Here is a 19,673-nt window from a genome sequence, read left to right as displayed (position 1 = left end):
TTTTACTATGCATGAATAGGAGAATTAAAATGAAATTATTTGCTGATTTGGAAGACAGGGAAATTGACAGGCTCTTTTATAAAAAGCCGGGGTCCTTCTCTAAACGTTCCCCGAAAGAGCTGTTGTCCTATTGCTTAGGCGCAACGCTCTATATGCCTGCAACAAGGCCTAATATTCATCAGGATCTGCTCTCAAAGAAGCATTCTGGCCTTACTTCCATGGTGATCTGCCTGGAGGATGCCATTGGCGATTCAGAAGTGGAGCAGGCTGAAGAAAGCCTGCTGGCTGAACTTAAGCTCCTTCATCAAGAGCTGGGGAAGGGATATTTCCAGGAGGATGATCTGCCGCTTATTTTTATAAGGATCCGCAGCCATGGACAGCTGGAGCGGCTGTTTTCCAGGATGGGACAGGAAATAAGCATGCTGACAGGAGTCGTCATTCCTAAATTTGACCCTGTCGAAGGAGCAGAATCACTGGCAGAAATCAGCCGCAGGAATAGAGAAGGCCACGTTCTATATGCAATGCCGATTCTGGAAACAAAGAAAATCATCCAGAAAGAAACAAGAGTCGGAGAGCTTCTGGACATAAAAGCGCTTCTTGAACAATATAGGGATATTATTCTTAATGTCAGGATAGGGGCGACCGATTTTTCCGGTCTATACGGCATCAGGAGAAATTCGGATAACACGGTATATGATATTGCGGTCATACGGGACTGCATTGCTGATATTATAAATGTTTTTGTGCGTGCCGGCAGCCAGTTCACAGTATCAGGGCCGGTCTGGGAATATTTCTCCTCAAAAGATAGAATGCTAAAGCCCCAGCTGAGGCAGACGCCCTTCCTGGAGAAGTACGGGGAAGCAGGCATCAGGATGAGGACCGGACTGATCGATAAGCATATGGATGGCCTGATCCGTGAAATTATGATGGATATTGCCAATGGCCTGACAGGAAAGACGATCATCCACCCTACCCATATAAGGCCGGTGCAGGCTTTGAATGCCGTTACCCTTGAAGAGTACGAGGATGCCAGAAATATTGCTGCCAGTGCAGAAGGCAGCATTGGCGTCATGAAAAGCGCCTACTCTAACAAAATGAATGAAATCAAGCCGCATTTATATTGGGCGCAGAAAATTCTTTTAAAATCTGAAATATACGGGGTGCTTCATGAAGAATACTCATACATTGACCTGCTCGAAAAAGAAGTATTTGCTTCCAGTTATTGAGGGGCTGAACGTTGAACTTGACATAACTGAAAATCCATATAACATACCTGTTGATCATTTTTTTACAATGGCAGCCCGCATCAACAAGAAAAGGTCATTCCTTTTTGTGAGCAAATTGCTGGGGAAGCATCTGCCCATCCATCCGGAAAAAGGGCTGATCACGGGAGAGCTGCTGGCCGCACGTTATGCAGAATTAAAGGAAGGCTTGCCGCTGCCGGAAACCGAAGAGCTTCTGCAGGCCTTTTTGCTGGATCCGGGAGTAAGCAGGCCGTCCATTCCCTTTGTTGATAAAAAGTACAATCCGGTGATCATCGGCTTTGCAGAGACTGCAACCGCGCTTGGCCACAGCTTTTATAATGCTTTCAAGGCAGCAGGGTATTTTCATACTACAAGAGAAACACTTCCTGAAGCGGTTTCCATAATAGACTTCGAGGAAGAGCATTCTCATGCAACCTCCCATCGCTGCTACGCGGACAGGGAGCTTCTTGACAATCAGCGTGAAGTCATCCTGGTTGATGATGAAATGACCACAGGCAAAACGGCAGTCAATATCATCAGATCCATCCAGGCAGAATTCCCCCGCAGTGAATATACTGTCGCTTCCATATTGGATTGGCGTTCACAGGAAAATCAGGCAGCATTCCAGATGCTTGAAAAAGAACTCGGAATCACGATCAACAGTGTAAGCCTCTTAAAAGGGGAAATGCAGGCTGCAGGAGAACCTGTCATCCAAACGAATATAGAAGACAGAAAACGTGATGCAGGCGGCTCCAGCATATGCTTCATCAATCTTAGTGAATCGGGGCTTTCTTTTGAAAAAGCCGGGAGTCCTTCAATCACGCTTGGAGGCGGGATCTGCAATATCCCCTATCTCAAAGGAACAGGCAGATTCGGGCTCCAAAAGGGAGCAGAAGAGCCTGAAAAGGACCTGGAGGCTGCAGCCGCACTCCTGGCTAAGAGCAGAAAAGGAGATCATACACTTGTCCTGGGAACAGGAGAGTTCATGTATATCCCTATGAAAGTGGCATCGCAAATGGGGGAAGGGGTCTTTTTTCAGTCCACCACACGAAGCCCTGTCCATGTTCTGGACCGGGAAGGGTACGGGGCAAGGGAAGGATTGTCATTTCCCAATCCTGAGGATGCTGATATCAGGCAATTTGTCTATAATATCACTCCCGGAGTTTATGATGACCTCTTTATCCTCTTTGAACGGGAACCGAATCGGGAAGCGCTTGTCCCATTGCTGGAAGAATTGAAGAAAACAGGGATCAAGGATATAAAAATCGTTTATTTTAATGGAGGGAACAACAATGGCTGAAACAGCAGCAGAAACTTTTGGCTCCTACAGCACGGAAGATGTCATCTTTCTGCTGAAGGACCTCAGTGCATATGAACTGGAAGGGGCAACTGAAAACAGGGAAAAAAAGATTCAGTCAGGCCAGCATTACAGTGAAACGCTTCCGATTGAATACATCCCTCCAGCCCACTATTTAGAGCTGTTCTGGAATACACTTGAAGACTATAAGGAGAAGGTGGCGCTTTGCACTGCGGTGACATCGGAAAAGCTGCTCAGCAGAAGAGGGGACAAGATTGTCCTTGTTTCACTTGCAAGGGCCGGCACCCCGGTCGGGATCCTGATGAAGCGGTATATAAAGCAGATATACGGGACAACCCTTCCCCATTACAGCATTTCCATCGTCCGTGACAGGGGCATTGATGAGAATGCCCTGAAATACATAATAGAAAAGCATCCTGGCTGCAAGATCCAGTTTGTCGATGGGTGGACAGGCAAAGGAGCTATCTCAATTGAATTGACGAAAGCATGCAGCAGCATGAATGAAAAATATGGCTGGAATCTTGATGACACCCTTGCCGTCCTCGCAGATCCAGGCTATTGCACCAGCCTGTATGGGACAAGGGAGGACTTCCTGATTCCAAGCGCCTGCCTGAATTCAACTGTTTCCGGACTTGTCAGCAGGACGGTGCTCAATGACTTAATCGGGCCTGAAGATTTCCACGGTGCCAAATATTACCGCAGCCTTGCAGAGGCGGATGTTTCCAATGAATATATCAGCATAATAGAGGAACAATTTGATTCCGTTATGGAAGAGGCGAAAAAAATCTGTGATGGCTATTCTGCTGAAGCTGAATCCGAACCAGATTTCAGGGGGATGGAGGAAGTAATGGCAATCAAAGAAGAATATGCTATTGAAAGCACGAATTATGTTAAGCCCGGCGTTGGTGAAACAACACGTGTACTGTTAAGGAGAGTCCCCTGGAAAATTCTGATGAGGGACCCGGAAAGCCCTTATGTCAGGCATATTAAACTCTTGGCTGAAGAACGCGGTGTGGAGATCGTCCGGTACCCTGACATGAGCTATACATGCTGCGGACTGATCAAAAAGGTTGGCGGCCAGTCATGAATATGTTTGCAACAGATCTTGACAGAACAATGATTTATTCAAACAGAGCGCTTGAAGAGCTTGGCTTAGAGGAGGATCTCCAACTGTCAGCTGCCGAGATGAAGGAAGGGCAGCCTGCTGCATTCATGACTTCAAGGTCGCTTAACCTGTTAAGGGAACTTGCAGAAGAAGCCCTTGTTGTGCCTGTTACAACCAGGACATATGAACAGTATAAAAGAGTAGGGATATTTGGAAAAGATATCCCTGTCTCTTATGAGGTCACTTCAAATGGAGCCCAAATCCATTATAAGGGGAAACTTCTGGCTGAGTGGACTGAGCTGGTATATAAGCGCCTTAAGGAAGAGTGCGCGCTTCAGGAGGAAATGGCTGAGTTTGCTGAAGGATGCAGATTTCCCGGAACTTTGAAAAAAGCAGGGGATTCTTTCTTTTACTATATCCTCCAGGAGCGCATCAGCCTTCAGGAAAAGAAAAAACTGGAAGAGGATGTCCGCCGGCTCGGGTGGCGTATATCCCTGCAAGGCAGGAAGCTTTACTTTATTCCTATTCCTGTCTGCAAGGGAGAGGCGGTTAAATTCATCAGCAAAAGAGAGGGAGCAGATATTCTTGCCGGTGCGGGAGATTCCCTTCTCGATTATGATTTCCTGAAGGTATGCCATCATGCTTTTGTCCCGGATCATGGAGAGCTTTCTATGGAGATGCCTCATGGATTCAGCTGCAATTTTTCGGAGAACAGGGGAATACTTGCCGGAGAAGAAATCCTCCTGAAGGCATTCAGGCTGCTTCTTGGCCGGGAAGCTGCCCTTCAGCGGTAATCCTGCCCCCGGCCGGACTGCCCTTTTATAAAGAAATGAAGCAATAACAGGAGCAGGCTCCCAAATGCATAAAAAGCAAGAAAAACCGCAAGCGCATAAGACGGTGAGTGATGAAGCGGGTATGTCATGATGGCGAGCACGGCTGACCAGAGCAGGAGGTCAATGAATTGGTAAGCGCCGGAAGTCATGATCTGGCGGACAGCTTCCAGTTCATTCCTGCAGCTTTCATAGGAGGGCCTTTTAATCAGGAAGCGCAAGGGATCACCTTCTTTAATTATTTGTACTCAACTATATGCAGGGATAAGCCCGTTGGTGATTGTGCAGGGGAAGAGTGAATATAACTTGTTTTAATCATATTAATATTGAAACTTTTTTCAGCCTGATCCGTATATTCTAATAGAGCTAAAAGCCAGTGCTGAAGGCTATCGTTGTTAAAACATGCACCTGATATGATATGATGAAAGAAATTTACATAAGCCATTAGGGCTAAATCTTTCGCTCCTAGAGGGAAGGGATAATCATGTATCCAACTTATAATAGATTAAAGGTCAATCTGCTGCCTGTGTCTGCGGACAATTGGCTGTCTGCCATTAAAAAGCGCAGCTCAGACCGCCCGCAGTACCAGGCAGGCGACGGCATTATCCAGATCAGCCAGGTTGCTGCAAGGTTTCTGGGCATTCCTGCGGATGAAGATGAATACTATAATCAGCTTTATGATTATATACACTCACCAGATAATGGACTTATCCTTTTAAGCAGCGATACTCTTGATAAAACGATCGACAACCAGCATTTTCAGGCCATTCAAAAGGTATTGAACATCAACAGGGAGCAGAAGCTTTCAATCAACCGCTTCATCGCCTTCCTTGATGGTGAGCAGCTGCTCCTGAAGCCTGATAATCCCCTTGTCCACAGAAAGGTAAGGGAGGCATTCACTAAAGTCATTGAGATGTTTGCCGGGGGGGAAAAAGAAGGCCTTGAAAGCCCTGATTTCCGAAGGGTGCTTGTAGATCTTGTGAAATGGTCTTTTAACCATCTCTCCCAGCCTCTAAGCAGCAGCAATCCGGAAGAAAGCATGCCGAAATTTCTTTGGTATGGAGAAGCAAGCAAGAGCCAGCAATATTTCCTGTCATTCATCTTTTTTCTCGGCTGCGATCTCGCGGCTTTCAGCCCGGACGGCCAGGATGTCCTTGCGCTCGCAGATCCGGGGAAAGAAGAAACATTTGTTCAGCAGTATCCTGAACAGAAGGCAGCTGAACCTTTTCCCGTGGAGAAAAGGAGAAGGAAATCAACGGTGGCTTATAAAGCCTCAAGAGAAATCGAAACCATTCTTAACCACGAAGGCTCTGGCCTTTATAAGCCATGGCAGCTGAGGGACTACAAACCTTCTGCTGTAACGCTCAAAACAACTTATGATGAACTGTTCATCCTTGCCAAAGAAAAAGCGATGATCAGGCCGAATTTTGAAGTCAGCGGCGGAGAAGTGAAAATCCCTTCCATCTTTTCGAAAATCAACGGAGTGAGCAAAAGCCGGAAGGAATATTGGGACCGCTTGCATGCTCTTGCCGAGAATGACTGCAGCTTTCTGATCAGGCAGTTCCCTTTTTCAAACCCCCTGACAAGCGACTTCCGCTTTCATTACAGAAATGCGCTTGGAAAAGACGGGAAGCTGGATCCTGACATTGTCATGGGCTCGCACTACTGGAAATACGGCCATCTTCCTGGGGGCCTCCAGAAAGGGATTTCCCATGCAATCAGAAATCTTTGCGCAAAGCCGGAGTTAAAGCCGAGCCATAATGAGAGTCAGGAAGAAATCAGCATCTATTTATTTACACAGGCAATGCAGATGCCGGCCAGCATCCTGAAGCTTCTGCAGAAGTTTGACTACTCTCAGGATGTGCCCAAGCTGATCCTCTATAACAATGAAATGAATGGTACGATGACAAGGAGCGATGCAGCCCTCCTGCTCCTCCTGAACCAATTTGGAGTTGATATCATCGTGTATAATCCTCCGGGACACAATGACCTTGAAAACTATGTCAATGAAGATGTCTTTGATTCGCACTGGCTGGAAGAAGTGGTCTTTGACCAGGACTATAAAGAGCCTTCACTGATCAAGAAAGTGTTTCTGCAAGGGCTGCTGAAAAATTTGAAAGGAGACTGAACCATGAATGATCCGCAACAAGCTAGTGCAGGACTGGTTACCCAGGATCCCGCTGATATGCTTACAGAAACGAAGGTGCCGGAAATAAAACTGGCGCTGAGGCAGGAAGCGGAAGTGCAGAACCTCGCCAGATCGATCGATGAACGCGATCAGATTCAAATACTGGAATTCGGGAAAGAACCAGCGCAGCAGATCTCCCGTTTCTCTGACCAGATTCTCGGCAATATGAGGGCTACCAAGGTGGAAGACTCCGGTGTCCTCCTGAAGCAGCTGGGGAAGATAATGGACAGGTTCGACAAGAAGGATTTTGAACAGACTTCAGGCGGATTGTTCGGAAAGCTGTTCAAGCGCGGGGAAAAAATGATTGAAAAGCTCTTTGGGAAATATCAGACAATGGGCAAAGAGATTGACAAGGTGTATGTCGAGATCTCCAAGTATCAGAGTGAAATGGTGGACTCCACCAATATGCTTGAGCAGATGTATGATCAAAACTATCAATACTATCTCACACTTGAAAAATATGCAGTTGCAGGCGAGATGAAGGCAGAGGAGCTTAAAAGCACACAGCTTCCGCAGCTGGAGTCAAAAGCAGCATCCGGGGACCAGATTGCCTCCATGCAGGCAGATACGCTCCGCAATAGCATCGATCTGCTAGAGCAGCGTGTCTATGACCTGGAAATGGCAAAGATGGTGGCCCTGCAGACAGCTCCCCAGATCCGCCTTCTCCAAAGAGGGAACACCAAGCTGATCGGGAAAATCAATTCAGCGTTCGTTACAACCATACCGATATTTAAAAATGGCCTGATCCAGGCGGTTGCGGCAAAGCGCCAGAAGCTGGTTGCCGATTCCATGAGCGAACTTGACCGCAGAACCAATGAGATGCTCGTCCGCAATGCCCAGAATATTTCAAATCAAAGTGCAGAAATAGCCAGGCTTGCCGGAGGTCCGAGCATCAAGATTGAAACGATTGAAGAATCGTGGAACATCATCATGAAGGGGATGCAGGAAACGAAATCGATTGAAGATGAAAACAGGCGACTGAGGGAAGAAGGGACCAAGAGGCTCGAACAGCTCCAGGAAAACTTCAAAAATATGAAAAATCAAGGCTGATGGCGCTTTTTTCAGCCTGACACAGGGCTGTTAAATATAAATAATACAGAAAAGTAAATTTATGAGGTGAAATGAATGGCGATTAATTTGCAAAAAGGACAAAGAGTAGATCTGACAAAAGGAAATCCGGGATTATCGAAAATTATGGTCGGCCTCGGGTGGGATCCTGTTGAAAGCAAAGGGGGAGGCGGACTTCTCGGCTCTCTTTTCGGCGGCGGCGGAGGCGCCAATGTCGACTGTGATGCTTCAGTCATCATGCTTGGGGAGAATGATAAATTAAGGAATAACAGCGATGTCATCTATTTCGGTAACCTGAAGAGTTCAGATGGCAGCGTACAGCATACCGGCGATAATCTGACTGGAGAAGGAGATGGAGATGATGAGCAGATCAATGTGGATCTTAGCCGTGTCCCTTCCCACGTGCAGAAGCTTGTTTTTGTAGTGAATATCTATGATGCGGTTAAACGCAAGCAGCATTTCGGCATGATCCGCAATGCGTATATCCGCATTGTGAATCCAATGGGCAGGGAAGAGCTCATCCATTATAACCTTACTGACGATTACAGCGGCAAGACAAGCCTGGTAGTCGGAGAATTATACAGGCATGGAACTGATTGGAAATTTGCCGCAGTCGGAACAGGCACCAATGCACCAGGGCTGTCTGATGTGGTTCGTTCTTATACTTAATAAGCTGGATGGTTTGTTATAATAGAAAACTTTTAACAGAGGTGAAGAAAATATGAGCATCAACCTTTCTAAGGGACAGCGCATTGATTTGACTAAAAGCAATCCGGGTTTGACAAAAGTAATCATCGGGCTTGGCTGGGACACAAACCGCTATTCCGGGGGCGGCGACTTTGACCTTGATGCGTCTGCATTCCTGGCAGATGAAAACGGGAAAGTCGTCCAGGACCATGATTTTATTTTTTATAACAATCTTGTCCATCCAAGCGGCTCTGTGGAGCATACAGGGGACAACCGGACAGGGGAAGGCGAGGGCGATGATGAGCAGATCAAAATCGACTTCAGCAAGGTCCCGGCCCATGTCCACCGCATTGCCATCACTGTCACAATCCATGATGCGGAGAGCCGCAGCCAGAATTTTGGCCAGGTATCCAATTCTTTTGCCCGTGTAGTGAATGAAGACACAAACCAGGAAGTGCTCCGTTTTGATCTGGGAGAGGATTTCTCCGTTGAAACGGCCGTTGTCATCTGTGAGCTGTACAGGCATGGAGGCGAATGGAAATTCAATGCTGTCGGAAGCGGATTTTCGGGCGGGCTGGCTGCACTGTGCAAAAATTTCGGCCTTGCCGTTTAATTCTATATACCCGAAAGCCCGGCATACTGCCGGGCTTTTACTTTTGGAAAAATTGAGAAATAACGCTTGTTATGAAACTGGTTTCATGCTTTATGATTTTCTTATGAAGAAAAGGGCGCTGCTTATCATCAGCCGGCGTGACGCTTTAGGCGGCGTAACGGCATTAGTGAGCAGAAAGCTCTTTTCTCTAGAAATGAAAGAATTGCATTGACAATATAAAAGGTACTGGAATATAATTCATTTAATCATTTTTATGAATCCATTAAGCTGGGAAAAGGACATGAATCATTTCCGCTGCTTCTGACAGAGAAAAGGGCCGCCGGCTGAAAGCCCTTAGGAGAAAGAAATGAATTTACCGCCTCGGAGCTATCATGGGGAAAGGCTGGATGTCAGCTAACCATGGTCGGGAGACCGTTATCTTTTTGAGCGCCGCATGCGATGCATGAGGCGGAATTAGGGTGGAACCACAGCCGCAATTGTCCCTTGTACAGGGAGGATTGCGGCTTTTTGTGTTATAAACAAATATAATATTGCGAAGAAAAGGACATGAATCATTTCCGCTGCTTCTGACAGAGAAAAGGGCCGCCGGCTGAAAGCCCTTAGGAGAAAGAGATGAATTTACCGCCTTGGAGCAATCATGGGGAAAAGCTGTGTGTCAGCTAACCATGATCGGGAAACCGTTATCTTGTTTGAGCGCCGAATGTTATGCAGGAGGCGGAATTAGGGTGGAACCACAGCCGCAATTGTCCCTTGGTACAGGGAGAATTGCGGCTTTTTTTATTCAAAAAATTTTTGGGAGGAATTAAAATGTCAATTAAAGCAGAAGCAGAAAAGAGAAATCACAGAAAGCTGGGGGCTGAGCTAGAATTATTCATGTTCAGGGAAGAAGCACCAGGGATGCCGTTTTATCTTCCAAAGGGAATGCAGGTAAGAAATATACTGGAAGACCTTTGGAAACAAAAGCACCATAAAGCTGGCTATCATGAGGTCAAGACACCAATCATGATGAAGCAGGCATTATGGGAGCAGTCAGGGCACTGGGACCACTATCATGAGAATATGTATTTTTCAAAAGTTGATGAATATGATTATGCGATTAAGCCAATGAGCTGTCCAGGTGCTGTATTGATTTACAGCAGCAAGAGAAGGAGCTACCGTGAACTGCCGCTCCGCTATGCAGAACTTGGTCTTGTTCACCGCCATGAGCTCTCGGGATCCTTAAACGGGCTTTTGCGGGTGCGTTCCTTTACACAGGATGATGCACACCTGTTTGTAAGGGAAGATCAAATAAAAGAAGAAGCCGCAAAGGTGCTGGAGCTGGTACACGAATTTTATTCGCTGTTCGGCTTTGAATATAAGGTCGAGCTGTCTACTAGGCCGGAAGAATTCATGGGTTCGGAAGAAACTTGGAACCTGGCAGAAGCCTCTTTGGAATCGGTCCTGCAGGAAAGGGGCATTCCTTTTGAAATCAATTCCGGGGACGGAGCATTTTATGGGCCGAAAATTGACTTCCATATTACTGATTCACTGGGAAGAAGCTGGCAATGCGGCACTGTCCAGCTTGATTTTCAAATGCCGGAGCAATTCGGCTGCCAGTATATCGGCGAAGACAATCTGGCTCACAGGCCAATCATGATCCACCGTGCCATCTACGGTTCGATTGAAAGGTTCCTGGCCATTTTAATCGAGCATTATGCAGGGGATTTTCCTTTCTGGCTTTCACCGGTCCAGGCCATGGTGCTTCCGGTTTCTGAAGCACATATCGGCTATGCACTTGAAGTCAAAGCCCGACTTGAGGAGGCTGGCTGCCGGATTGACATTGACAGCAGGGCAGAGAAGCTCGGCCTCAAAATCAGGGAAGCCGAGCTTCAGAAGGTTCCTTATATGATCATCATCGGTGAGAAGGAAATAGAGCAGGGAGGAGCTGCCTTGAGGAAAAAAGGGGCAGGAAACCTGGGAGTATTACACCTGCAGGAACTGCTCGACAGGTTTAGGGATGAAGACAGACCAGGAGGTAAGTAAGAGGTAAGACGGGGTCTTCCAGGCCCCTTTTTTAAAAAGTCTCAGATGAAGTTGAGAAAAAATTAATGGCGCATTCATTCAGCTAAGCTGAAAGCCCTGAAAATACCCTTCCTGCCGCACAACTTTAAAACTTCCTGAAATTGCCCATGAATCGCGGCCTTTTTACCCGATATGATATGCTATAATATTTTCATATATACATAGATAGCAGGCAGCAAACGGGGCTGGAAGCGTCTGAGAATGGACAGAAGGTGATAGCATGAGAATCAGGCTTTTTTTTCTGCTTATTGTAGTAGCTTCCCTGGCGCTTATGGGCAATTCCCAGGCGGCAATGGGAGGTATAAAACTGAAAGATTTCCCTGGCAACTCAGAGCTTGTCAAGTCCCTGTCACTGCATTCGGGACAAGATCTGGGCAGGATTATTATTCTTCCTTTAGAGGAGTTCGATCAGAAGGAAGCTGCAAGGATGATAGAAAGACTGGATCATCTCCCCTTATCATTGCTGTCTAAAATCAGGCAGGAAGGCATCTCGCTTAAGCTTTTTACAGGGCAGCTCACAGATAATCCCACAGCAAGCCATCTGGCAGGCTTGACACCCAGGGGTTATCAGAATAAAGAAACGACCTGGGATGATGTACCCGGAATAGGCGGGGGACGGACTGTGCTTGTAAAGATTGGCTATAGCGGCAAAGGCATGGGGCATGGATCGGTCAACCTGGAGCTTCATGAGCTGGCACATTCGGTTGACCGCTTTGTCTTGAGCGAGATCCGCTTTAATAGAAAGTTCCAGGGTATATGGAAAGAGGAGAAGGCAAAGCTGTTTCCAGGCCAGCCTTACTTCCTTACATTCCCTGAAGAATATTTTGCTGAAACGTTCGCCATGTATTATATGGGAGGAGAAGAGCGCCTGCGCTTAAAAGAAAAAGCTCCGCTCACCTGGCAATTTTTCAGTACACTTAATTAATAGATTCATATGAGGAGGTCAATGGAATGGAGCAGTATTTACAGCTTTGCAGGCATGTCCTGGAAAAGGGTACAATCAAAGAAGACAGGACGGGAACCGGCACAATCAGCACTTTCGGGTATCAGATGCGATTCGATCTGAAGGAAGGCTTCCCATTGGTCACCACAAAGAAGCTGCATCTCAGGTCGATCATCCATGAGCTTCTTTGGTTTCTGAATGGAGACACCAATGTGAAATATCTTCAGGAAAACGGGGTCAGGATCTGGAATGAGTGGGCCGATGAGGAAGGGAATCTCGGACCTGTATATGGCCATCAATGGAGATCATGGACCGGTGCGGATGGTAAAACGGTTGACCAGATCAGTGAGCTGATCAGCTCAATCAAGAGTAATCCTGATTCTAGAAGGCTGATTGTCAATGCGTGGAATGTGTCTGAAATTGGCAATATGGCGCTGCCTCCCTGTCATTGCCTTTTCCAGTTCTATGTAGCGGACGGCAAGCTGTCCTGCCAGCTTTATCAGCGGTCTGCTGATGTGTTCCTGGGGGTGCCGTTTAATATAGCATCTTATGCCCTCCTGACACATATGGTCGCCCATGTGTGTGATCTGGAGCCGGGTGAATTCATCCATTCGTTCGGGGATGTCCATATTTACCGTAATCATCTGGAACAGGTGAATCTGCAGCTTTCAAGAGAGCCGTTCAAGCTGCCCCAGCTGAAGTTCGCCCGCAAGGTTGAGGATATCTTCAGCTTTAAATATGAAGATTTTATCCTGGAAGGCTATGAATCACATCCTCATATTAAAGGAGTTGTCAGTGTTTGATTTCACTGCTATGGGCCATGGACGAAAATTCGGCCATCGGGAAAAATAATGATCTGCCCTGGCGCCTGCCGGAGGACCTGAAATACTTCAAACGTGTTACGATGGGCCACTCGATTGCCATGGGAAGGAAAACCTGGGATTCGATAGGCCGCCCTTTGCCTGGCCGGGAAAACATCGTGCTGACGCGGGATCGTGGGTTCACCTGCGAGGGCTGCACCGTTTTCTATTCTTTTGATGATTTTCTTGCAGAATGCAGCCAAAAAAACGATCAGGAAATTTTCATCATTGGAGGGGCAGAAATTTTCAAAATGGCCCTTCCATCTGCCGACAGGCTTTATCTGACAATGATCCATCAAAAGTTTGAAGCTGATACTTTCTTTCCGGAAGTTGATTGGAAGGAATGGCAATTGGAGAGCCGGGAAAATGGGAAGAGCGATGAAAAGAATCCCTACGACTACGAATTTTTGGTTTACACAAGAAAAGAACAGCCATAAGGCTGTTCTTTTCTTTAGATTTCTTCCAGCTGTTCCAGCATGCTGCGGAATTGGCTTGGATCACAGAAATCCTCTTCGCGGAAATTGTTTTTCACCCATTGAAGCAAGTCTGCTCTATTATTGAAAACTTCACCGCTTGTATCGGCCTTCCTGATCATATAGCGGCCATTATCTTCATCGGCCGTTACTTCCACAGGCAGCCTGCTGTCAAAGCTGCAGAGCGAAAATTCCATTGTGTCCTCCCTCCTTTGGCTTTTTAATTCTATATTCCCTTAATCAAGAAATAATGACCAGCTCGGCAATCTTTTCAATAGTATATGCATAATAAGGACGCCGACTCTTTTTTTTGAAATATAAAAAAGGTAAATTTTTTGACTATTCTGTTGATTAATGATTCTGCCGTGGTATAATGTACAAATTATAACGGCAGAAATGAGGGTAGGATATGGAACAGAAATTAATGAAGAAAAAATGGGTGCAGCTGGAGGATATACTGATTGCATACCAGCAGCTTAAGGATATCGTTGCCCATACGCCGCTGCAGAAAAATGACCGGCTGTCAGAAAAATATAATTGCAATGTGTATTTAAAAAGGGAAGATCTCCAGCATGTAAGAAGCTTCAAACTGCGGGGTGCCTACTACAGCATGAAATCACTGGGAGAAGAGAAGCTTGCTAAAGGGGTTGTTTGTGCGAGTGCGGGCAATCACGCCCAGGGTGTCGCTTTTTCCTGCAGGCAGCTTGGGATCAAAGGGAAAATTTTTATGCCGGCTACAACTCCCCGGCAAAAGGTGAGCCAGGTTGAATTGTTTGGAAGGGGCAATGTGGAAATCATTTTGACAGGGGATACTTTTGATGACTCTTATAAAGAGGCCGTAAAATGCGCAGAGGATGAGCAGATGGCTTTCGTCCATCCCTTTGATGATGAGAAGATCATTGCCGGACAAGGCACTGCTGCTGTTGAGATACTGAATGACTGTGAAGAGCCGATCGATTTTGTTTTTGCCAGCATAGGCGGCGGCGGATTGATGGCCGGCCTCAGTACATATTTCAACAGCGTCTCGCCCCTGACAAAGATGATCGGGGTTGAGCCTGCCGGAGCAGCTTCCATGAAGGAGTCCTGCCTTTACGGCTCTGTGACCCCGCTTGCTGATATCGATAAATTTATTGACGGTGCAGCAGTTAAAAGTGTCGGGGAAAAAACCTTTGATATTTGCAGCGAGCTGGTGGAAGATATTGTATTGGTCCCTGAAGGTAAGGTCTGCACCTCGATTTTGGAGCTGTATAATGAGCATGCAATCGTAGCAGAGCCTGCAGGCGCCATGCCGATTGCCGCCCTTGATCTGTATCGTGAGGAGATAGCCGGCAAGACAGTTGTATGTGTTGTAAGCGGCGGAAATAATGATATCGGGCGGATGCAGGAGATCAAGGAAAGATCCCTTCTATATGAAGGGCTTCTGTGCTATTTTATCGTAAATTTCCCCCAGCGGGCTGGTGCACTGCGGGAATTCCTCGATGAGGTCCTCGGGCCTTCCGATGATATTACAAGATTTGAGTACACAAAGAAAAACAATAAAGAAAACGGGCCGGCACTGGTCGGCATTGAACTAAAGGATAAAGAAGACTATGCCGGCCTGATAAAAAGGATGAACAAAAAAGCCTTCGCATTTACAGAAATCAATAAAGACAGCAATCTTTTCCACCTGCTGATTTAAATGCAGACCCCGTGCACTGCGGGGTTTTTAAATTTGCAGAAACGTTCTTTATAAAGTACAATTTTGTTATCGGAAAAGTTTGGAAGTTTCTTCTTTTGGAGAATGGGAGATTATGATAATAAATCAAGAAGGATAGGAAGCGGTGAGTCCATGAGGGGTATATACATCTATTTAGGGATATTGAACGCGCTGGATGCACTGGCCACCTGCCTGGGGCTGAATGCAGGGCTGATAGAGGAAGCAAATCCGGTGATGGGGGGATTGTATGAAAAAGGGCCGCTTCTCTTCCTCCTGGTCAAAATATCATTCAGCGCGCTGCTGGGCTGCTTTGCTTATATGAAATATTTGCCTGAAACGAAATTACTGAAAAACCTGCTGCTGCTCTCTTCTTTTTTATATACCGCAGTATGCCTTCTCCACTTATATTGGATAGCAAGCCATATATGATGAGGAACCTGCTGCCCTTTTTGAAAAATATCAGGAACAGCGCATATTTAGACACACTTCGGGACCATGATGAGGTATAATATAACAAACGGGTGAAAAAGAGGATTGATATTTTGCTATTCAAAAGCCTAGAGTTCAAAAATGCTGTTGGACAGAAGGTTAAGGTCATTGAAATTCCAGTATTGGAGGAAGATAGCCCAAATTTCTTTATGATCCAATTCCGTTTAAAAACATTCATCTCGGCCGTTCACAAAGACACCAGCAGGAGAAGTGTGTACTCATTCAGGGAGTATTTGAAAAGAGTCCTGAAATGGAAGGATTATGAACACCTGTTTAATGTAGTTGAATTAAAAAATAATGCTTAATTCCTTGCGCCGGTTTTTCCGGCGTTTTTATTTTGCCCGAATCACTGCATCAAAGAAACTTCAGCTGGCATTTTAACCGCTTTCTATTTTATTTGCTGTCCAAATCCATGTATAATAACATTCATAAGTGCATTGTTGGGAAGTGATATTTTGGCAAAGGTAAAGATAGTGACAGATTCAACAGCAGACCTGCCGGCAGCACTTGCAGCCGAGCTTGGCATTGAAGTGGTGCCCCTGTCGATTACTATAGATGGCGAAACCTATCTGGACAGGATTGATATAACCCCTTCTGAATTTATGAAAAAAATGAAAACTTCTGCAGAACTGCCAAAAAGTTCGCAGCCGCCTCCGGGAAAGTTCGTTGAGCTTTATGACCGTTTTGGGGCAGAAGGCTATGAAGTATTGTCGATACATATGACAGGCGGGATGAGCGGCACTGTTCAATCAGCAGAAAGTGCTGCAAAGATGTCTTCCGCAAAGGTAACAGTAATTGATTCCCGATTCATTTCAAAAGCACTTTCTTTTCAGGTAACAGAGGCTGCAAAGATGGCCGGCGAAGGGCTTGGTCTGGAAGAAATAATAGACAAGATTGCAAAGATAAGAGAGAAAACTCATTTATATGTTGTCGTGGATACTCTTGAAAATCTTGTTAAGGGCGGGAGAATAGGCAAAGGTAAAGCGCTCATTGGCTCCCTGCTGAATATCAAACCGATCGCATCGCTGGAAGGTGGAGTTTATACACCTGTAACGAAGGTAAGAAGCTATACACAGGTAGCTAAATATCTTGTAAAGCAATTTGCTGAAGATGTTAAAGGCAGGACAATAAAAGGGGTAGGCATCTGCCATGCAGAAGGCCTTGACCTTGCAATGAAGGTCAAAGAGGGGCTCGTTGAATTGACAGGCTATGAAAATGTCGAAATAGAGGAAACGACCCCAATTATCAGCACGCATACAGGTCCGGGTGCAATTGGCTTTATGTATTATTATGACTGAAGAAAAGCTGGATATCTCCAGCTTTTTTTCTATTTTGGACAGCACTTCAGCATACTCTTTTAATAAACCCTTCAAAAAAATGCCATTATAGACAGGTGGCTGCAATATCTTAGATAGGGGGGAGATGCAATGGCCAAAAATAAAAATGTCCTGTTTTTCAGTGACTTTGGAATAGATGATTTTGTGGCAGCTATTTATGCACTGTTTTCTGAGGAAGTCAATATCGTTGGAATTGTTGCAGACTATGGCAATATCTCCAGACTTGATGCGCTGAGAAATGCAGCTTATCTGCGTGAGGTCACCGGCATTGCTGATATTCCTGTGTTCAGCGGTGCAGAGCTGCCGCTGACAGGAGAGAACCCTGTCTATTATCCTGATGTCCATGGACTGGAAGGCCTCGGCCCGATTACGCTGCCTGAATATGAAGTGAAAGGGGAATTTTTTGAGAACTTTGATGGCATTAAAGAAATAATAGCCAAGTACGAGGACGACATTATCATAGTGAATGTGGGAAGGCTTTCTTCCCTTGCTACCGCATTTATTTTATATCCCTCTTACATGTCCAGGGTGAAGGACTTCTATATTATGGGCGGCGCCTTTAATGTTCCCGGTAATGTCAGCCCGGTGGCAGAAGCCAATTTCTACGGTGATCCTTATGCAGCCAATATTGTTATCAGGCAGGCCCCTAAGCAGATTCATATATTTCCGCTTGATGTGACCATGTCAGCTATCGTGACTCCTATGCTTATAGACCGGCTGGATGAATACTACCAGGAGATAAACAGCAAGCCGGGATTGCTTGTAAAGCCGATGGTTGACTATTATTATGAATTTTATAAAAAAAGAGACCCTGAATTAAGCGGAAGCCCGCTTCATGATGTTTTTACGCTTTGGGCACTGACTGACGGCGCTGTGATAGAGTATAAGGATTTGCCTGTCATCATCCAGGTTGATCAAGGGGAAGGCCAGGGGCAGAGCATTGGAGATTTCCGCAAATATATAGAAAAAGCAGAATACCCTGTGCACAAAGTTGCCATTTCCTTTGATTATGCAAGATTCATCACCAGCTTCTACACGACGATGAAAAATCACTATAGCGATCAGCCGCAATCATAGAAATATAGCAGTTTACAAAGCCAGCCTCTATTCTATAGGGCCGGCTTTTTTTCTATTTCAGGCCCTTTTCCTGTTTGGCTGGAACAGCTTTCAATGTCATGCTGATATTTTACCTTTATTGGGAAATGCTATAAAAAAATAAAAAAGGTGTTCATTATGTTCAGAAGCAGACGAGGAAAAAACATTATAAAAGATCAGAAACAGATCCGCTCTCATTCATTGACAATCGATGAGCTGCAAAATGAACTCAGCCGGGAACTGAATGAAAGCCCTGATTTGCATGTCCGCATGCTGCGGAAGGAAGAGCAGAAAATAGCAGTGATATTTATAAAATCGCTGACAGATTCATTAATTTTAGATGAAAGGATCCTTTTGCCGCTTCAAAAAGCAAAAGGTCCTTTAGACCCTGAGGATATATCCAACCTTCTCCCGATAGGGGAGCTGAGCTCCGCAAACCTACTGAAAGAAATCTCAGCGGCTTTATTGAACGGCAATACCTATATCTATATAGAAGGCCAGCCATTTGGAAGCCTTGCTGGCACCGGCAAGACGGCAGAAAGATCAATTGAGAAGGCCGAGACAGAATCTCTTGTCTATGGCCCGAAGATCTCTTTTACGGAATCACTTGAATCGAATGTCAATATCATCAGGCGGAATCTGAATGGTGCAAATCTATGCATTGAGGATTTAAATGTGGGCGGGAGGAGCAAGCTCAAAGCAAAGCTCTTCTATATCAAGGATATAGCAGACGAAGACAATGTACGGACCTTCCGGCAGCGTATCAGTGACTTGGAGTCCGACTATGTTCCGGATACTACTGTTCTTGCCCAGTATATTGAGGATAACAGCTGGTCGGTCTTCCCCCAGATTCTGACAACGGAACTGCCTGACAGATTCTGCATTTCGCTCATCAAGGGACAGGTGGGAGTCCTTCTTGACCGGAGCCCGAGCGCCTTATATGGGCCGACCACTTTTTTCAGCTTTTTTGAAACGACCGAGGATCTTTATATGCGCTGGAATATGGGGACGTTCCTGCGCCTGCTGCGCTTTTTGTCCATCTTTCTTTCAGTCCTTTTGACACCGGCTTATGTGGCTGTATTGACTTACCATTATGAGGTCATTCCTTCGCCATTGCTTGTTTCTTTGGGACAGTCAAGGTCAAACGTACCATTTCCTCCTGTATTTGAGGCCCTGCTTCTTGAGTTTATCATTGAGCTCTTAAGGGAAGCCGGTGCTAGGCTGCCGACGAAGGTCGGCCAGACTATGGGTATCGTAGGAGGTATTGTCATCGGGCAGGCTGCGGTTGAAGCGGGTTTTACAAGCAATATATTGATTATTATCATTGCCCTAAGTGCCCTTGGATCCTTTACAGTCCCAAGTTATTCAATGGGAACAGCCATCAGGATCATCCGCTTCCCCATTATCATCATGGCCGGCTTATGGGGCGGAATCGGGATTATGATTTCTTTCTGCTTCCTGCTGATTCATCTCTTGAAATTATCGGCTATCGGCAGGCCGTATCTGGCGCCCATTTACCCGCTGAGATGGAAAGATGTCCGCTACAGCATGGTTCGCTTCCCGCTTCAGTATTTGTCAAAAAGGCCAGAGATGAATATGACTGAAGATCAATCAAGATATCCGTCGCGCAAAGCATCGAAAACAAAAGATGTGGATGAGTAGGGAG

At 45.9% G+C, this 19,673-nt stretch carries 21 protein-coding genes; 19 read left to right on the top strand and 2 right to left on the bottom strand.

Annotation, left to right across the window (positions count from 1 at the left end; genetic code table 11):
• Positions 1-29 precede the first annotated feature (29 nt).
• The 4 genes from CYJ37_RS11335 to CYJ37_RS11320 are packed head-to-tail and all read left to right on the top strand — an operon-like array spanning position 30 to position 4,461.
• The gene (locus CYJ37_RS11335) at positions 30-1,226 is read left to right on the top strand and encodes an HpcH/HpaI aldolase/citrate lyase family protein (RefSeq protein ID WP_009795631.1); all 1,197 of its coding nucleotides are present in this window, start codon (positions 30-32) and stop codon (positions 1,224-1,226) included.
• Positions 1,168-2,544 carry a phosphoribosyltransferase family protein gene (locus CYJ37_RS11330; RefSeq protein WP_180827317.1) on the top strand — a complete coding sequence of 459 codons (1,377 nt, stop codon included), beginning with the start codon at positions 1,168-1,170 and terminating at the stop codon, positions 2,542-2,544. The genes CYJ37_RS11335 and CYJ37_RS11330 overlap by 59 nt, the downstream gene beginning before the upstream one ends.
• The gene (locus tag CYJ37_RS11325) at positions 2,537-3,649 is read left to right on the top strand and encodes a cysteine protease StiP family protein (protein ID WP_022544099.1); all 1,113 of its coding nucleotides are present in this window, start codon (positions 2,537-2,539) and stop codon (positions 3,647-3,649) included. Before CYJ37_RS11330 ends, CYJ37_RS11325 begins: the two co-directional genes overlap by 8 nt.
• Positions 3,646-4,461, top strand: coding sequence for a hypothetical protein (locus tag CYJ37_RS11320; RefSeq protein WP_009795634.1), 816 nt, complete (start codon positions 3,646-3,648; stop codon positions 4,459-4,461). Before CYJ37_RS11325 ends, CYJ37_RS11320 begins: the two co-directional genes overlap by 4 nt.
• Here the strand turns inward: CYJ37_RS11320 and CYJ37_RS11315 are convergent.
• Positions 4,452-4,718 (bottom strand): hypothetical protein, encoded by a 267-nt coding sequence (locus tag CYJ37_RS11315; protein WP_009795635.1) that lies wholly within the window; start codon positions 4,716-4,718, stop codon positions 4,452-4,454. The two genes, CYJ37_RS11320 and CYJ37_RS11315, sit on opposite strands and share 10 nt — an antisense overlap.
• Before the next feature lie 263 nt (positions 4,719-4,981).
• Here CYJ37_RS11315 and CYJ37_RS11310 point away from each other — a divergent pair, with 263 nt between their 5' ends.
• The 9 genes from CYJ37_RS11310 to CYJ37_RS11270 all read left to right on the top strand — a co-directional run bounded on the left by CYJ37_RS11310 (position 4,982) and on the right by CYJ37_RS11270 (position 13,354).
• The gene (locus CYJ37_RS11310) at positions 4,982-6,625 is read left to right on the top strand and encodes a YceG family protein (RefSeq protein WP_094767209.1); all 1,644 of its coding nucleotides are present in this window, start codon (positions 4,982-4,984) and stop codon (positions 6,623-6,625) included.
• A 57-nt stretch (positions 6,626-6,682) separates the two neighbouring features.
• Entirely contained in the window at positions 6,683-7,735 is a 1,053-nt protein-coding gene (locus CYJ37_RS11305) for a toxic anion resistance protein (RefSeq protein ID WP_371931546.1), read from the top strand.
• A 75-nt stretch (positions 7,736-7,810) separates the two neighbouring features.
• Positions 7,811-8,422: a TerD family protein gene (locus CYJ37_RS11300; RefSeq protein WP_009795638.1), complete on the top strand. Its 612-nt coding sequence runs from the start codon at positions 7,811-7,813 to the stop codon at positions 8,420-8,422.
• A 52-nt stretch (positions 8,423-8,474) separates the two neighbouring features.
• Positions 8,475-9,053, top strand: coding sequence for a TerD family protein (locus CYJ37_RS11295; RefSeq protein WP_009795639.1), 579 nt, complete (start codon positions 8,475-8,477; stop codon positions 9,051-9,053).
• A complete protein-coding gene (locus tag CYJ37_RS11290) occupies positions 8,986-9,264 on the top strand; it encodes a hypothetical protein (RefSeq protein WP_142385256.1) in 279 nt (92 codons plus the stop codon). Before CYJ37_RS11295 ends, CYJ37_RS11290 begins: the two co-directional genes overlap by 68 nt.
• Before the next feature lie 596 nt (positions 9,265-9,860).
• Positions 9,861-11,075: a threonine--tRNA ligase gene (gene thrS / locus CYJ37_RS11285; protein WP_094767211.1), complete on the top strand. Its 1,215-nt coding sequence runs from the start codon at positions 9,861-9,863 to the stop codon at positions 11,073-11,075.
• 259 nt (positions 11,076-11,334) lie between these two features.
• Entirely contained in the window at positions 11,335-12,039 is a 705-nt protein-coding gene (locus CYJ37_RS11280) for an anthrax toxin lethal factor-related metalloendopeptidase (protein ID WP_101549780.1), read from the top strand.
• 26 nt (positions 12,040-12,065) lie between these two features.
• The gene (locus CYJ37_RS11275) at positions 12,066-12,860 is read left to right on the top strand and encodes a thymidylate synthase (protein WP_101549778.1); all 795 of its coding nucleotides are present in this window, start codon (positions 12,066-12,068) and stop codon (positions 12,858-12,860) included.
• Between the two features lie 17 nt (positions 12,861-12,877).
• Positions 12,878-13,354 (top strand): dihydrofolate reductase, encoded by a 477-nt coding sequence (locus CYJ37_RS11270; RefSeq protein ID WP_069358527.1) that lies wholly within the window; start codon positions 12,878-12,880, stop codon positions 13,352-13,354.
• Positions 13,355-13,368: 14 nt separating this feature from the next.
• Here CYJ37_RS11270 and CYJ37_RS11265 read toward each other — a convergent pair whose 3' ends face one another.
• The gene (locus CYJ37_RS11265; protein WP_009795645.1) at positions 13,369-13,587 is read right to left on the bottom strand and encodes a hypothetical protein; all 219 of its coding nucleotides are present in this window, start codon (positions 13,585-13,587) and stop codon (positions 13,369-13,371) included.
• A gap of 212 nt (positions 13,588-13,799) precedes the next feature.
• Here CYJ37_RS11265 and ilvA point away from each other — a divergent pair, with 212 nt between their 5' ends.
• The 6 genes from ilvA (at position 13,800) to CYJ37_RS11235 (ending at position 19,669) form a co-directional block, all read left to right on the top strand.
• Positions 13,800-15,068 carry a threonine ammonia-lyase IlvA gene (ilvA, locus tag CYJ37_RS11260; protein WP_101549777.1) on the top strand — a complete coding sequence of 423 codons (1,269 nt, stop codon included), beginning with the start codon at positions 13,800-13,802 and terminating at the stop codon, positions 15,066-15,068.
• 150 nt (positions 15,069-15,218) lie between these two features.
• Entirely contained in the window at positions 15,219-15,515 is a 297-nt protein-coding gene (locus tag CYJ37_RS11255) for a DUF5658 family protein (RefSeq protein ID WP_035403341.1), read from the top strand.
• Between the two features lie 113 nt (positions 15,516-15,628).
• On the top strand, positions 15,629-15,880 hold the full coding sequence (locus CYJ37_RS11250) for a YpmP family protein (protein WP_022544097.1): 252 nt from the start codon (positions 15,629-15,631) through the stop codon (positions 15,878-15,880).
• 150 nt (positions 15,881-16,030) lie between these two features.
• Complete coding sequence (locus tag CYJ37_RS11245; RefSeq protein WP_022544096.1) at positions 16,031-16,873, top strand: DegV family protein; 843 nt, start codon at positions 16,031-16,033, stop codon at positions 16,871-16,873.
• A 129-nt stretch (positions 16,874-17,002) separates the two neighbouring features.
• Entirely contained in the window at positions 17,003-17,989 is a 987-nt protein-coding gene (locus CYJ37_RS11240) for a nucleoside hydrolase (RefSeq protein WP_009795651.1), read from the top strand.
• 156 nt (positions 17,990-18,145) lie between these two features.
• A complete protein-coding gene (locus tag CYJ37_RS11235; protein ID WP_101549775.1) occupies positions 18,146-19,669 on the top strand; it encodes a spore germination protein in 1,524 nt (507 codons plus the stop codon).
• The last annotated feature ends 4 nt before the right edge of the window (positions 19,670-19,673 follow it).

Source organism: Bacillus sp. UMB0728, from assembly GCF_002858875.1.
GTDB lineage: Bacteria > Bacillota > Bacilli > Bacillales > Cytobacillaceae > Bacillus_AB > Bacillus_AB infantis.
Note: the sequence above shows the minus strand (reverse complement) of the source record. Positions and strands in the feature narration are given on the sequence as shown.

What these genes read in the sequence shown, in the direction of transcription:
- CYJ37_RS11280 (WP_101549780.1), top strand. Translation starts at nt 11,335, where the DNA reads ATGAGAATCAGGCTTTTTTTTCTGCTTATTGTAGTAGCTTCCCTGGCG.
- CYJ37_RS11325 (WP_022544099.1), top strand. Translation starts at nt 2,537, where the DNA reads ATGGCTGAAACAGCAGCAGAAACTTTTGGCTCCTACAGCACGGAAGAT.
- CYJ37_RS11305 (WP_371931546.1), top strand. Translation starts at nt 6,683, where the DNA reads ATGCTTACAGAAACGAAGGTGCCGGAAATAAAACTGGCGCTGAGGCAG.
- CYJ37_RS11300 (WP_009795638.1), top strand. Translation starts at nt 7,811, where the DNA reads ATGGCGATTAATTTGCAAAAAGGACAAAGAGTAGATCTGACAAAAGGA.
- CYJ37_RS11295 (WP_009795639.1), top strand. Translation starts at nt 8,475, where the DNA reads ATGAGCATCAACCTTTCTAAGGGACAGCGCATTGATTTGACTAAAAGC.
- CYJ37_RS11255 (WP_035403341.1), top strand. Translation starts at nt 15,219, where the DNA reads ATGAGGGGTATATACATCTATTTAGGGATATTGAACGCGCTGGATGCA.
- CYJ37_RS11310 (WP_094767209.1), top strand. Translation starts at nt 4,982, where the DNA reads ATGTATCCAACTTATAATAGATTAAAGGTCAATCTGCTGCCTGTGTCT.
- CYJ37_RS11335 (WP_009795631.1), top strand. Translation starts at nt 30, where the DNA reads ATGAAATTATTTGCTGATTTGGAAGACAGGGAAATTGACAGGCTCTTT.
- CYJ37_RS11265 (WP_009795645.1), bottom strand. Translation starts at nt 13,587, where the DNA reads ATGGAATTTTCGCTCTGCAGCTTTGACAGCAGGCTGCCTGTGGAAGTA.
- CYJ37_RS11235 (WP_101549775.1), top strand. Translation starts at nt 18,146, where the DNA reads ATGTTCAGAAGCAGACGAGGAAAAAACATTATAAAAGATCAGAAACAG.
- CYJ37_RS11320 (WP_009795634.1), top strand. Translation starts at nt 3,646, where the DNA reads ATGAATATGTTTGCAACAGATCTTGACAGAACAATGATTTATTCAAAC.
- ilvA (WP_101549777.1), top strand. Translation starts at nt 13,800, where the DNA reads ATGGAACAGAAATTAATGAAGAAAAAATGGGTGCAGCTGGAGGATATA.
- CYJ37_RS11290 (WP_142385256.1), top strand. Translation starts at nt 8,986, where the DNA reads ATGCTGTCGGAAGCGGATTTTCGGGCGGGCTGGCTGCACTGTGCAAAA.
- CYJ37_RS11275 (WP_101549778.1), top strand. Translation starts at nt 12,066, where the DNA reads ATGGAGCAGTATTTACAGCTTTGCAGGCATGTCCTGGAAAAGGGTACA.
- CYJ37_RS11240 (WP_009795651.1), top strand. Translation starts at nt 17,003, where the DNA reads ATGGCCAAAAATAAAAATGTCCTGTTTTTCAGTGACTTTGGAATAGAT.
- thrS (WP_094767211.1), top strand. Translation starts at nt 9,861, where the DNA reads ATGTCAATTAAAGCAGAAGCAGAAAAGAGAAATCACAGAAAGCTGGGG.
- CYJ37_RS11330 (WP_180827317.1), top strand. Translation starts at nt 1,168, where the DNA reads ATGAAGAATACTCATACATTGACCTGCTCGAAAAAGAAGTATTTGCTT.
- CYJ37_RS11270 (WP_069358527.1), top strand. Translation starts at nt 12,878, where the DNA reads ATGGACGAAAATTCGGCCATCGGGAAAAATAATGATCTGCCCTGGCGC.